Below are 13,555 nucleotides of genomic sequence, written 5' to 3'. Positions count from 1 at the left end.
CCGACGGAGGAAACCGCAATACGGAAGCCGGATTCCCGCCGGGCGATACGGGCCCGTGCGGGCGGAAGTAACTGAAAGCAGTTACGATTATGTGAGAACGCCTAACAGCCGACAGGCCCTACGAAAGGAACGAGCATTACTTATGACTGACCTCGGAGGATTCCACGACAACGTCGCCCGCATCGACCTCAGTGCGGGGGACGTCGACTACGAGAGCATCGACGACGAGGACGCGCGCCAGTACATCGGCGGGCGCGGCCTCGGCGTGAAATACGTGTTCGACAACGGGACCGACGTCGAACCGCTGGGCGAGGAGAACCTCCTCGCCTTCATGAACGGCCCGCTCACGGGCACGCAGACGCCGATGAGCGGCCGGATCGCCGTCGTCACCAAGTCCCCGCTGACGGGGACGGTGACCGACTCCCACCACGGCGGGTGGAGCGGCGCCCGCCTGAAGTGGGCCGGCTTCGACGGCCTCCTGTTCGAAGGGAAGGCCGACGAGCCCGTCTACGCCGTCGTCGAGGACGGCGAGGTCGAACTCCGTGACGCCAGCCACATCTGGGGCGACGGCATCCACGACGCGATCGACACCCTCGAGGAGGAGGTCGACGGGTCCTACGGCAAGAACCTCTCGACGATGGCCATCGGCCCCGGCGCCGAGAACCAGGTCCGCTACGCCTGCATCATCAACGAGGACGACCGCGCCTCGGGCCGCGGGGGTACCGGCGCGGTGATGGGCTCGAAGAACCTCAAGGCCGTCGTCGTCAAGTCTGGGACGGAGATGCCGAAGCCGGCCGACCGCGAGACGTTCATGGAGGGCCACAAGGCCGCGATGCAGGCCATCCAGGAGTCCGACGTGACCGCGCCCAACGAGGGCGGGCTCTCGGTGTACGGGACGAACGTCCTGATGAACCTCACCGAGGAGATGGACGGCCTCCCGACGCGGAACGGCCGCTTCACCTCCACCAGCATGGAGGCCGACGAGGAGCCCGACGAACCCAACATCGACTCCGAGAAGGTGTCCGGGGAGAACGTCGAGGAGAACATCCTCGTCGACGACCCGACCTGTCACTCCTGTCCGGTCGCCTGCAAGAAGGAGGTCGAGGTCGACGTCCACCACAAGGGCCAGGACCTCAACGTCCGCATGGAGTCCTACGAGTACGAGCCCGCGTGGGCGCTCGGCCCGAACTCGATGAACGACGACCGCGACATGATCGCGGTCATGATGGACCAGTGCAACGACCTCGGGATCGACAGCATCGAGACCGGGAACATCCTCGCGTTCGCGATGGAGGCCACCGAGAAGGGCTACATCGACGAGGGCATCGAGTGGGGCGACGTGGACGCGATGACCGAGATGATCGAGAAGATCGGCAAGCGCGAGGGTGACCTCGCGGACACGCTCGCGGAGGGCCAGAAGCGGGCCGCCGAAGCGCTCGGCGCCCACGACTGCCGCCTCGACGTGAAGGGGCAGGCCATCGCCGCCTACGACCCGCGCGGCCTGAAGGGCATGGGGATCGGCTACGCGACCTCCAACCGCGGCGCCTGCCACCTGCGCGGCTACACGCCCGCGGCGGAGATCCTGGGCATCCCGGAGAAGGTCGACCCCACCGAGTGGGAGGGGAAGGGCGAACTCACGGCGACGTTCCAGGACCTCCACGCCATCTCGGACTCCTTCGACATCTGCAAGTTCAACGCCTTCGCCGAAGGGATCGAGGAGTACATCGACCAGTACAACGGGATGACCGGCCGCTCCGTGGGCGAGGAGGAGCTGATGGAGGCCGGCGAGCGCGTCTACAACCTCGAACGCTACTACAACAACCTCGCCGGCTTCGACGGCGACGACGACTCGCTGCCGGACCGCTTCGTCGAGGGCGCCGAGGACGCCGTGCCCGCCGGCGGCGGGATCGAGGGCGAGCTCTGCGAACTCGACGCGATGAAGGAGGAGTACTACGAGCACCGCGGCTGGGTCGACGGCGTCGTCCCCGACGAGAAGCTCGACGACCTCGGCATCGACATGGGTCCGGGCACCGGCGTCTCCGCCGGCGGCTCGGCCCCCGCCGACGACTGAGGATGTCGCCGACGCGAGCAGCCGGCGACGACTGAAGAAAAGCGCCGAGGTCGCTATTCGGCGGCCTCGTCGTCCGCTCCCTCGAACCGCTTTTTGAGTTCGTCCGCCGGTCCGACCTTCTCCGCGACCGTCGCACCGATCAGCGCGCCGAAGCCGGCGCCGGTGCTCGCGGCGTTCCGCCCGACCAACCCGCCGAGCCCGCCGCCGATGGCGGCGCCCGCGGCTGCGAACTGTGCGCGTCGGATCGCGTGCTGAATGCGTTCCTTCATAGGGGACATTATCACCTAACGGGCAAAAAACCCGTCGGCGGTTCCGACCCGCGGCTTCTCGCCGAGACTCGCCCGAGCAGCGAGCGCGCCGGCCGTACACATCACCCGATCCGGGACCCACCGACGAGGCGCCCTCGGTCGTCGATGTGGCGGCCCAGGCGCCCGGTCCGGCCGGGGTGCGCGTGGCCGTCGGTGCGGTGCTGAACCCGACCGACGGCCGCGGGGTCGACCACGTGGCCGACACCGTCAGACGGCCCACGTGGCAGCGGTCGATCGACCCGCTCGCGATCGGCGGCCGGATCGTTGTCCGTGGCGCCACCTCCGGCCGAGATCCGGAGACCGACATCCGGTCGCGCTACCAGCACCACCGACGGACCCGCGCGGCGCCGATGGGGAATCGCCAGAACTTCCGAGACGCGCGCTCGCTTGTCGCCGACGGCGAACTCGAACCGCGGATCGGCCGCGTCCTCCCGCTCGACCAGGTAGCCGAGAACCCCGCCGCCATCGGAAACCGTGACGTGATCGGCAAGGGAGTAGCCCGGCCCTGACGGCGACCCCGTCGACCGACCGCTCGACCGATAGCCGGCACACGAAGGACTATACTCACGTTACCCAACCACACCCACATGCTCGACCCGATCGACAGGGAGACGGAGACACGGCTCGGGGACCGAGTCGACCCGGACGAACTGGAACGACACGTCGACGCCTTCGACGGCACGGAGCGGATCTCGGGGACCGACGACGAGTGGGAAGCCAGCGAGTACGTCGTCGAGACCCTCCGGGAGTACGGCTGCGAGGCCGAACTCCACGAGTTCGAGGGGTACATCAGCGTCCCCGAGGACGCCCGAGTCGACGTGACCGCGCCCACGCGGGAGACGTTCGACGAGGCCATCACCGCCTCCTTCGGCGCGAGTACGCCGCCAGGCGGCGTCTCGGGCGAGGTAGTCCGCGTCGATGAGGTGACCGAGGGGGCCGTCACTGCCGCCGATCTCGAGGGGAAAATCGCGTTCACCACGGGGCTCCCGACCCCCGAGCCGATCCAGCTCCTCGAAGCCGCGGGCGCCGGGGCGGTGATCTACCAGTCCGTCACCCCCGACCAGCTCCACGAGATGATCGTCACGCCGATCTGGGGGACGCCCGGGCTCGACGACGCCGGGGGGATCCCCGAGTTGGCCGTGGCACAGGTCACCCACGATGCCGGCGACTGGCTCCGCGACCGCTGCGAGGAGGGACCGGTCGAGGCGACGGTGACGACCGAGGTCACGACCGAACTCACGACGCTCCCCTGCCCCGTCGGGCGGATCGAGGGAACCGAGAGCGACCGCTACATGGTCGTCGGCAACCACGTCGACTCGTGGTACGAGGGGATCACTGACAACGCGACGGCGATGGCGGCGACGCTCGAACTCGCCCGGGTCTTCGCCGCGGACCCGCCAGCACGGGGGCTCGTCTTCGGCTTCTGGCCCGCTCACTCGACCGGCCGCTACGCCGGGAGCGCGTGGTGGGCCGATCGGGAGTGGCTGGACCTCCGGGAGAACGGCGTCGCCTACTGCCACCTCGACCTCAACGGCCTCGATGGCGCCGACGGACTCTGGCACCAGGAGATGGCCGAGCTCGGCGAGGAGCACGCCGACGTGCTGGCGGCCGCGGGCGACCTCCCGCTGCTCGAGGGCGGTGGCGACGGCGGGTTCCTCGGGTCGGGACGCCCGGCACGCAACTCCGACCAGTCGTTCTGGGGCGCCGGGCTCACCTCGCTGCTCTCGGGCGCGCGGCTCGAACCCGGCGAGGAGGGCGGCCCCGTCGGCGGCGGCTGGTGGTGGCACACGCCCGAGGACACCCGTGACAAGGTCGACGTCGACCTGCTGGCCGAGGAAACCCGGATCGCGGTCGCGCTGGCCAGCCGGATCTGTGACTCGCCGGCGCTCCCCCACGACTTCCGGGCGACCGTCGCGGACGTTCGCGAGCAGGTCGCCGGGATCGAGGCCGAAGCCGATCGGGAGTTCACCGGGGTACACGACGACCTCGACGCGCTGGCGGACGCGCTCGCGGCGGCCTACAGCGTGATCGACGATATCGACGCCGTCGGCTCCGGCACCGCGGCGGCCGCCGAGGACCTGCAGGTCGCGCTTGGCAACGAACTGGTGCCGGCGCTGTACAACAGCGTCCGCGACTACGACCAGGAGCCCGCCCTCCCCCACGAGCCGCTACCGAAACTCCGCCGCGCGGCGGGCGTCGACGGGACCCGGCGCGAGGAGCGCTTCGCGGCGACCACGCTCACCCGCGAGGTCACGCGGCTGCGCCACCGACTCCGGAACGCGCAGGAGGCGGCCGAGGCGTTCGTCGAACGCCAGTAGCGCCGGCGGTCGCCCGTCTCAGACCAGCCCGGCGCCGCCGTCGACGTCGACGACGGCGCCGGTCATGTAGCTCGCCCGCTCCGAGCAGAGGAAGTCGATCAGCTCCGCGGCCTCCTCGGGCTGGCCGAGGCGACGCAGCGGGACGCCGTCGGTGAACTCCTCGATCCCCTCCTCGGTCCAGAGCCCCGAGTCGGTGGTCAGCGGCGTGTCCATCAGCCCCGGGACGATGCAGTTCACCCTGACGTGGGGGCCGAGCTGTTTGGCCAGGCCCTTGGTGAGGCCGAAGACGCCGGCCTTCGAGGCGGAGTAGTGGACGCCGCCGCTCGCGGAGCCGCTCTTCCCGGCGCCCGAGGAGACGTTCACGACGGCGCCGCGCTCGCGCTCGTACATCCGCGGGGCGGCCGCGTGGACGAGGTTGTACTGCCCGGTGAGGTTCACGTCCAGCACCTCCTGCCACTCCTCCGGGCCCAACTCGCCGATCCACTCGTAGCGAGAGACGGCGGCGTTGTTGACGAGTGCGACCACGTCGGCCCGGTCCTCCACGTCGGCGACGATCTCGTGGACGCGCTCGTGGTCGCGGACGTCGGCGACGTAGCCCGCCACGCCGTCGAACCCGGCGGCGACCTCGCGCATGGCGTCGTCGACGTCGATGCCGGCCACGAGGTCGTACCGCTCCCGGAACAGGTCAACGGTCGCCCGCCCGATACCGCTCGCCGCACCCGTCACGATGGCTGCCTCGGTCATGCGTGAGCGTCGGCGTGGGACGCCTTACGTGTTCGCCAACCGGTCACGTACCACACGATCGCCAGCGAGAGCGGGGTGCCCATCGTCGTGACCGGGGCCCGTGAACGGTGTCACGAGTGCGTCGACGGGATCGTCGTCCCGAGCCGCTACTACCGCGACGACGTCGGCGGGCGCTGGACCGACGGCGACCGCTTGCAGGCGTGAGGGTATCTCGGACCGGCGGTCGGGGACGTTTATTAGGCAGCTCCCCCAGCACGGGGTATGGACGAGCCGGCGGTGTTCGACCACGTCGTCGACGAACTCGCTGCCCGGAGCTACGAGCCGCTGGTCCACGTGCCGGCGGCGCACGACGATGCGTACGCCGACGTTCTCGATCGGTGCGAGCGCCACGAGATCACGATCCGCGGGCGCTACCCGGACGTGATCGGCTTCACGAACGCCAACCGCGTGTTCGCGATCGAGGTGAAAGGCGCGACGAACCTCCTGCGCGGGATGGGCCAAGCACTGACCTACCAACAGGGCGCCCACGTCTCGTACCTCGCCGGCGACGCCGACGCCGTCGCCCAGCACACGGAGCTCCTGCGGGCGAAAGGCGTCGGCGTCATCGGCGTCGACGACGGCGGACTCGACACCTGGCGCCGGCCCCCGAGCGCCGAATCCGACACTGAAGTCGCCGACGTGGAAGGCCGACTCTCGGTGCGACTCCGCGGAAACGAGTTCGGCGGCGACGTGACGACGCTGAGCCTCGCCCAGCCGCTGAACTACCTCGCGCCGGTCGTCGCCGTTGACCGCCACGGCCCCCTCGCCCGCGACGAACTCGTCGACGCCCTCGCCGACGAGTACGGCTTCGGCGCCGGCGACGCCGCGATCGCGAGCGCCCGGACGCTCGGCCTGCTCACCCGGGAGCGACCGCACGGCCTCACCGAACAGGGCGAACTCTCCGCGACGGTGCTCCGTGGCTACGGGATCGAAGCGCTGGACGACCTCCGGCTCGTGAAGGAGGAGACCCGCGGCTCGACGGTCGACGAAGTCCACCGCCCGCTGGCGATCCTGCTTCGGAACGCGTTCACCCGCCACCCGGAGTTCGGCCTGCTGCTCGACGCGCTCCGGGAGGAGGGGCCCCGAGTCAACTTCCTCGACCTCGTCGAGCGGCTCGTCCACCAGTACCCGAACGTGTTCCTCGGCGCGTTCTGTACGGATCGGGGCGCCGACCGTGCCCGGCGGCTGATCGAGGCGGGCGAGACGCGGCGCCTGTACGCCGACCCGTCGGTGTGGCGGGACGTGATCCGGAACAACGTCCTGTTCAACTTCGTCCAGCAGCTCAAACACGTCGGCGTCCTCGCCCCCGAGACGCGGAGTCACTCCGGCGCGATGAGCGAGTACGACCCCGACGAGAAGCCCTGGATCGTGGCGTAACGACTGACTCGGCGTCGCCCAGAGGAGCAGAGTAGTCGATTCGGGCGGCTCGATGCACCGTGGCAGCAGCGCCCGAGTACTTACGGTAGTTCGCCGTCCCCGGACATGTCGATCTCGAAGCGTGCACCGCCCTCTACTCCGTCGGTCACGGACAACTCCCAGCCGTGGGCTTCCACGATCCGTTTGATAATGGTCAGCCCGAAACCAGTCCCATCCGTCGCCGACGAGTACCCCACTTCGAACACCGCTTCGCGCTCGTCCACGGGTACTCCTGGCCCATCGTCCTCGACGTAAATTCCGCGTTCGCCGTGCGAGCCGACACGGACGTTCACGTCGGACCCCCCGTGTTCAACGGCGTTCCGGAACAGGTTCTCGAACACGTGGCGTAATCGGTCGGGGTCGCCCTGGAACGTCACTTCGTCGACGATTTCGATTGTCGCGTCGGCGGTGTCGACTGTCGCCCAGCACTTCCCGACGAGGTCAGTCAAACTGATCTGCTCCGTATCGGTTATCGTGTTACCTTCCCGAGCGAGCGTCAGCGTGTCCTCGACGATCGCCTCCATCCGGTCAAGCGCGTTGAGGAGTGGCTCGAGATGGTCGCTCTCTGCGTCTTCGGCGAGGAGCGTCGCGCGACCCTGTGCGACGTTGAGCGGGTTGCGCAAGTCGTGTGAGATAACACTTGCGAACTCGTCGAGGCGTTGGTTCTGCTGCCGGAGTTGCCGCTCGCGTTCGACGCGATCTGTCACGTTCCGGGTGATTCCGACGAGGCGAGTAATCTCACCCTCCCTGACGACTGGGGCCAGCTTCGTGTGCCAGAATCGTGCCCCGTCGTCGACCTGTAGTTCTTCCTGGTAGGAGATCGACGTACCGGCGTTGACACAGCGGTGGTAGTTTGCTTCGAGCCCCCGTCCCTGTTCCTCACCGAACACGTCCCGAGGAGTTCCGCCTCGGACTTCTTCGGTCGTGAGACCGGTTTGTCGCTCGTAAGAAGGGCTGAGGCGTTCAAATTCGAATCTGATACCGTCCTCCCCTTCCCCGACGTTGACGAGGAAGATCGCGTCCTCGACGTTGTTCAACAGGGCCTCGTACTCGTCAGCGAGTTCCTGCGCTTCGAGCTCGTACGCCTTTCGGTCGGTGATATCTCGACTGCTGAGGAGGATGCCGTCGATAACGTCGTTGTCAAGTCGATTCCGCATCGTGGCCTCGATCCACCGCCACGACCCGTCAGCGTGCTTGAACCTGACTTCGACAGTCTCGGATTCGGCGCTGTCCGATAGCACGGTCTCCACCGCCTCCGCGTTTCGTTCCCGATCGTCAGGGTGAACGAACTCGTACCCCTCGTGGCCGATCAATTCGTCAGGGTCGTAGCCGAGTATCCGTGTAACAGCGGGGCTAACGTACGTTATCGTCCCGTCAGTGTCGATTACTGTCGTGAGATCGTTCACTTCCTCGACGAGCGTCCGATACCACGCAGTCACCTCGTCAGCTTCTACGGGTGCCGTACTGTCCTTCATTGGTCCGGATTTGGTTGGTTCATACAAAAGGCGTTATGTTGCGATACCGAGGCATCGGGACCAAGCGATGGCGGATCCACAGGCCGGAAGCGCGTCCCCACGAATCACGAGAGCCAAGCCTATCAGCTTTCGAACGTCCGGTCGCAGTCGATAAGCAACCTACGGAGCGGTTGATCCACCGCGATCCCTCTACCGCCCCAGGCACTTCAGATTCGTTGAGTCGGCCAGCCGCAACTACCGCTTTCGAGACTTTCTGTATCGTGGTGATTGGTTTATGTCCAGGGAGCGCTGCTTACCCCGTCTTGTACACCCCGCGAGCGTCGGCGACGTGGGTGTCCTCGGTGAACACGCCCACCTCGACGACGCCGACGTCCTCGCCCAGTCGGACCACCTCGGCCTCGGCAGTCAGATCGCCCGTCCCGGCCTCGAGGAAGTCGACGCGCATGTCGATCGTCGGCACCGGCTGTTCGACCAGCGAGACGAGCGCGGCACCGCCGACGGTGTCCGCCAGCGAGAACGTGACGCCGCCGTGGGCGACCGCCCGGTCCTCGTCCCAGGAGAGCTCCTCGCGCAGTTCCACCCGCCCCTCGGCGTGGCCCTCGCCGATCTCGGTCAGTTCGATGCCGAGCAGGTCGGCGAACGGCATCTCCTCGAAGAACGCCTCGACGTCCATGGTGGGCCGTTCTGCCAGTCGGCCAAAAGTATACTGCCGGTACCGGGCTACTCGCCGCGCCACTCGGGCTCGCGGTCCTCGAGGAACGCGTCGATCCCCTCGTCCTTGTCGGCGGTCGCGAACAGTTGAGCGAACAGTTCGGCTTCGTAGTCGAGGCCGTCCTCCAGCCCCAACTGCGACGCGGCTTGAACCGACTGCTTGGCGAACTCCAGGGCGACCGGGCCGTTCGACGCCATCGACGCCGCGAGGTCGTCGACCGCGTCGTCGAGGTCGTCGCCGTGGACCTCGTCGACGAGTCCGATCTCCCGTGCCTCCGCGGCGTCGATGAGGTCGCCCGAGAGGATCAGCCGCATCGCCTGCCCCTCGCCGACGAGTCGGGGCAACCGCTGGGTGCCGCCGCCGCCGGGCATGATCCCCAGGTTGATCTCGGGCTGGCCGATCTTGGCGTCCTCGTGGGCGATGCGCACGTCGCAGGCCTGGATCAGTTCGCAGCCGCCGCCGAGCGCGTGGCCGTTGATCCGGGCAATCACCGGAAACGGGCAGTCGGCGACGTGCTCGTACACCCGCGGGCGCTCGCTCGCCTCGCGCTGCTCCAGCGCGTCGCGCTCGCGGAGCTCGGTCACGTCAGCGCCGGCGGCGAACGCGCCGGCCTCCTCGGCGCCGGTGAGCACGACCACGCGCACGTCGCTCTCGGGGATGGCCTCGATGACCGCGGTGAGCTCCTCGCGCAGTTGCGCGTTCAGGGCGTTTCGCGCGTCCGGCCGCCGGAGCGTGACCGTCGCAACGTCCTCGCCCCGATCACCGACCTCGGCGTCGACGGTCTCGCAGTCGGCGGCGACGTCCTCGATCACCGGTCCTCACCCCAATCGCCGCTGGTGCCGACGATCTCGCCGTCCTCCCAGACGTAGAACCCCTCGCCCGTCTTCTTCCCGAGCTTCCCGGCCCGGACCTTCCGCTTCAGGATCTGGGGCGGGCGGAACCGCTCGCCCAGTTCCTCGCGGAGGTGTTCGAGAATGTCAAGCCGCACGTCCAGGCCGACCACGTCGCCGAGCGCGATGGGACCCTGCGGGTGGTTGTACCCCAGTTCCATCGCGGCGTCGATGTCCTCGGGCGAGGCGACGCCCTCCTGCACCATGCGCATGGCTTCGACGCCCAGCGCGACGCCGAGCCGGGAGGAGGCGAACCCCGGCGAGTCCGTCACTTCCACGGGCGTCCGGTCGATGCTTTCGACGAACTCCCGGGCGGCGTCGAGCGTCGCGTCGCTCGTCTGCTCGGCGACCACAATTTCAACCAACTCCATGATGTGCACGGGGTTGAAGAAGTGCAGACCGACCGCGCGGTCCGGACGGTCCAGCGCGCTCGCGATCTCGGTGAGCGGGAGCGAGGAGGTGTTCGAGGCGACGATCGCCCCGTCGTCGACGTGTTCCTCCACGTCCGCGAACGTCTCCCGTTTGAGCTCCATCCGCTCGGGGACGGCCTCGATGACGATGTCGGCGTCGGCGACGGCCTCCTCGAGCGACGTCGTGCCGGCGATGCGGTCGAGCGTCGCCGCCTTCTCCTCGGCGGTCACCTTGTCACGCTCGACGCCGCCCTGGAGGTTCTCCTCGATGGCCGCGAGGCCGTCGTCGACGAACTCCCGTTCGACGTCCCGGATCGCCACGTCGTGGCCGGCCATGGCCGACACCTGGGCGATCCCGTGGCCCATCGTCCCCGCGCCGAGTACGGCTACGTGCATGCGGGAACGAGGGGACGCCGCGGAGAAAAAACCGCCTGTCACGCGACCGTCGGGCCGCCGACGGCGCGCCCGCCGGTCGGCGACAGCCCAGCAGTCGACCACGCCCCCGCGATCGGCCGCCTACCGCCGGCGGTCGACTGGCTGCATCTTGAAACCGTACCGGATCACGCCCTCCTGCGTGTAGATTCGACGGGTCGTCGCCTCGACGCGAGTCCCGATTTCGACGCCGTCGGCGTCGCCGACGACCTGCGAGGGGACGCTCACGTTGCCACCCTCGGGACCGTCGAGCGCGACGATCGCGCTCAGGAACGGCCCGCTCCGGGACTGCTGTTCGACGAACTCCGGCGGCGCGCCGCCCTGCGCGATGGTGGTCACCGCCTCGACGGTTCCCTCTCCGGGGAGTTCGACCTGCTCGTAGGAATCGGGGCGACCCCCGCAGGCCCGACAGGCGCCCCCGGGCGGGAAGTTCAGCGCGCCGCAGTTCGGACACCGACCCGCGACGAGTCGGTGGCGCTGTGGGGTGGTGCGCTGCCACGAGGGAACGCTGACGTAGGCGCCGCCGCCCTCCGGCTCGCCGCTCGTGATCTCACCGCGCCGGCGGAGGTACTCGGCGTAGGAGACGTCGGTCGCCCCCGAGAACGCGGCGTTCACCGGCACCGAACCGTCGATCACGAACAGGTTCGCGCCCGCGCCGCTCCCGTACGCGGCAATTAGCACTTGGCCCGAACCGTCGTCGAACGCCGACGCGGCGCCGAGGAACGTGCTCGCCGCGCCCGTGTCGCCCAGGTGACTGACGGTCTCCCCGGCCGCGATGGTCTCGGTGTCGACGCCGAGCGCGCCGGCGGCGCGGTACGGGAGTTTGCCGTCCGGCGACTGGACCGCCGCCGCGTCGACGCCCGACGGGTCCGCGTCGAGGCCGTCGGCGGCGCCGCCGAGCGCCGCGGTGAACGCCTCGCGGTCGTACTGGGTGACGCCGAGTCCGGTCGTCTCGTCGTCGCCGGCCCCCCGGAACCGCGTTCCGGGGTAGGACGCGACGTGTGCGGCGCGGTCGACGACCGTTCCAGGGGCGTCCGCGGCGAGCACGAGGGCGGCCGCGCCGGCGCCCGCGGCGTGTTCGATCCCGCTGTCGGGCGCGCCGCGCCGGCAGTCGGCGGCGACGACGAGGCCGATGCCGTCGGCGTCCCCCGCGTCGGAGTTGCCCCACGGTCCGGCGTCGAGCGCCCCAGCCAGCGCCTGCGCGCCGGCGCGGGTGCTGCCCGTGAGCGTGCGCGTCGCCGCGTCCGCGGGCGCCCCGAGCACGCTGGCGAGCCGGGGCGTGAGCTCCTCCTCGGCCATCGGCGGCGTCGTGGTCGCGAACGCGAGGTGGGCGATTTCGTCGCCGTCCCGGCCCGCGGCGTCGAGGGCGCGCCCGGCCGCCGCGACGCCCATCGTGAGCGCGTCCTCGTCGGCCTCCGGGACCGCCTTCTCCTCGACGCCCGCGACGTCGAAGCGCCCCCACGCCTCCTCGAACGCCTCGGCGTCGACGCGGAGCCGCGGGGTGTACGCGCCGATCGCGGCGACTCCGGGCTCGCTGGTTGGGTCGTCGCTCATCGCGCCACCTCCCGTTCGAGGACGTGAACCACCGCCGCGCCGCCGCTGCCGCCGACGTTGTGGGTGAGTCCGACCTCCGCGTCCGGGATCTGGCGGTCGCCCGCCTCACCCCGGAGCTGTTTGTACGCTTCCGCGATCTGGCCGGCGCCGGTCGCGCCGATGGGGTGGCCCTTCGACTTCAGGCCGCCCGAGGCGTTGACCGGGAGGGCGCCGTCCAGTTCCGTCGCGCCGGACTCGACGAGTTCGTGGGCCGCCCCGCGCTCGCAGAACCCCAGATCCTCGTAGGCCAGGAGCTCCGCGATGGCGAAGCAGTCGTGGACCTCCGCGAAGTCGAGGTCCTCGGGATCGATCCCGGCGCTGTCGTACGCCTCGGCGGCGGCCACTGCCGAGGAGTCGATCCCGGTGTAGGTGTCCCGCTGGAACAGCCCCACGCGCTCGCTGGCGGCGCCGACGCCGGCGACGCGGATCGGCTCGTCGGTGTACTCCCCGACCACCTCCTCGCCGGCCACGAGGACCGCAGCGGCGCCGTCCGAGGTCGGACAGCAGTGATAGAGGTTCAGCGGATCGGCGACCGCCGGCGCGCTCGTTGCGTCCTCAAGCGAGCACTCGAAGCCGAGGTGGGCGTTCGGGTTCTTGGCCCCGTTCGCGTGGTTCTTGACCGCGATCCGGGAGAGGTGCTCCGGCGTCGCCTCGTACCGGTCGAAGTACGCGCTGGCCATCTGGGCGTAGACGCCGGCGAAGGTGGTGCCGGTCAGGCGCTCCCACTCGGTCTCGCCGGAGACGCCCAGCCAGTACTTCGCGGCGTCGCCGCTCATGTCCGTCATCACTTCGACGCCGCCCGCGAGGGCCACGTCGGCCATCCCGCTTCTGACCGCCTGGATCGCCTGCCTGACGGCGTAGCCCGAGGCGGCACACGCGTTCTCGATTCGGGCGCTTGGGACACCGTGGAGCCCGGCGTGCTCGGTGACCGCGGGCCCGGAGAGCCCGATCTGTCGCCCGCCGACGCCGAGCGACCCGACGACCGCCTCGTCGACGGCGTCGGCGTCGATGCCGGCCGGCACGCTCTCGAGGGCGTGGTCAACCGCCTCGGTGAACAGCGACCGGTAGCTCTCGCCGGGCATGGCGCCGAAACTCGTCTGCCCCGCGCCGATGATGTAGGCGTCCCGCATGGTGGTTCGTTCCGGCG

General features: G+C 69.6%; 12 protein-coding genes. 4 read left to right on the top strand and 8 right to left on the bottom strand.

The genetic code is table 11. The annotated features are described in order from the left end of the window. Positions 1 to 142: 142 nt before the first annotated feature. Complete coding sequence (locus BMZ83_RS03605) at positions 143 to 2,071, top strand: aldehyde ferredoxin oxidoreductase family protein (RefSeq protein WP_074875727.1); 1,929 nt, start codon at positions 143 to 145, stop codon at positions 2,069 to 2,071. Positions 2,072 to 2,124: 53 nt separating this feature from the next. Here BMZ83_RS03605 and BMZ83_RS03600 read toward each other — a convergent pair whose 3' ends face one another. Further along, positions 2,125 to 2,340 carry a hypothetical protein gene (locus BMZ83_RS03600; RefSeq protein ID WP_074875725.1) on the bottom strand — a complete coding sequence of 72 codons (216 nt, stop codon included), beginning with the start codon at positions 2,338 to 2,340 and terminating at the stop codon, positions 2,125 to 2,127. 182 nt (positions 2,341 to 2,522) lie between these two features. Between BMZ83_RS03600 and BMZ83_RS03595 the strand changes: the two genes are divergently transcribed. Together BMZ83_RS03595 and BMZ83_RS03590 are read left to right on the top strand one after the other, a co-directional pair. Then, positions 2,523 to 2,888 (top strand): zinc-binding dehydrogenase, encoded by a 366-nt coding sequence (locus tag BMZ83_RS03595; RefSeq protein ID WP_245748682.1) that lies wholly within the window; start codon positions 2,523 to 2,525, stop codon positions 2,886 to 2,888. Positions 2,889 to 2,966: 78 nt separating this feature from the next. Next, positions 2,967 to 4,697: a M28 family peptidase gene (locus BMZ83_RS03590; protein ID WP_074875720.1), complete on the top strand. Its 1,731-nt coding sequence runs from the start codon at positions 2,967 to 2,969 to the stop codon at positions 4,695 to 4,697. 18 nt (positions 4,698 to 4,715) lie between these two features. On the opposite strand, the gene BMZ83_RS03585 is transcribed toward BMZ83_RS03590, so the two are convergent. Further along, positions 4,716 to 5,441, bottom strand: a complete 726-nt coding sequence (locus BMZ83_RS03585; protein WP_074875718.1) for an SDR family NAD(P)-dependent oxidoreductase — start codon at positions 5,439 to 5,441, stop codon at positions 4,716 to 4,718. A gap of 261 nt (positions 5,442 to 5,702) precedes the next feature. On the opposite strand from BMZ83_RS03585, the gene BMZ83_RS03580 reads away from it, so the two are divergent. Continuing rightward, complete coding sequence (locus tag BMZ83_RS03580) at positions 5,703 to 6,857, top strand: hypothetical protein (protein ID WP_074875716.1); 1,155 nt, start codon at positions 5,703 to 5,705, stop codon at positions 6,855 to 6,857. Positions 6,858 to 6,937: 80 nt separating this feature from the next. Here the strand turns inward: BMZ83_RS03580 and BMZ83_RS03575 are convergent, their stop codons facing one another. The 6 genes from BMZ83_RS03575 to BMZ83_RS03550 form a co-directional block, all read right to left on the bottom strand. Further along, a complete protein-coding gene (locus BMZ83_RS03575) occupies positions 6,938 to 8,371 on the bottom strand; it encodes a PAS domain S-box protein (RefSeq protein ID WP_074875714.1) in 1,434 nt (477 codons plus the stop codon). A 292-nt stretch (positions 8,372 to 8,663) separates the two neighbouring features. Next, entirely contained in the window at positions 8,664 to 9,044 is a 381-nt protein-coding gene (locus tag BMZ83_RS03570; protein ID WP_074875712.1) for a PaaI family thioesterase, read from the bottom strand. Between the two features lie 47 nt (positions 9,045 to 9,091). Further along, positions 9,092 to 9,895, bottom strand: coding sequence for an enoyl-CoA hydratase/isomerase family protein (locus tag BMZ83_RS03565; protein ID WP_074875710.1), 804 nt, complete (start codon positions 9,893 to 9,895; stop codon positions 9,092 to 9,094). Continuing rightward, positions 9,892 to 10,779 (bottom strand): 3-hydroxyacyl-CoA dehydrogenase family protein, encoded by an 888-nt coding sequence (locus BMZ83_RS03560; RefSeq protein WP_074875708.1) that lies wholly within the window; start codon positions 10,777 to 10,779, stop codon positions 9,892 to 9,894. Before BMZ83_RS03560 ends, BMZ83_RS03565 begins: the two co-directional genes overlap by 4 nt. Before the next feature lie 120 nt (positions 10,780 to 10,899). Continuing rightward, positions 10,900 to 12,369, bottom strand: coding sequence for an OB-fold domain-containing protein (locus BMZ83_RS03555; RefSeq protein WP_074875706.1), 1,470 nt, complete (start codon positions 12,367 to 12,369; stop codon positions 10,900 to 10,902). Further along, entirely contained in the window at positions 12,366 to 13,538 is a 1,173-nt protein-coding gene (locus BMZ83_RS03550; protein WP_074875704.1) for a thiolase domain-containing protein, read from the bottom strand. Before BMZ83_RS03550 ends, BMZ83_RS03555 begins: the two co-directional genes overlap by 4 nt. Between the last annotated feature and the right edge of the window lie 17 nt (positions 13,539 to 13,555).

Origin of the sequence: Halolamina pelagica, from assembly GCF_900115675.1 — an archaeon.
Taxonomy (GTDB): domain Archaea; phylum Halobacteriota; class Halobacteria; order Halobacteriales; family Haloferacaceae; genus Halolamina; species Halolamina pelagica.
Note: the sequence above shows the minus strand (reverse complement) of the source record. Positions and strands in the feature narration are given on the sequence as shown.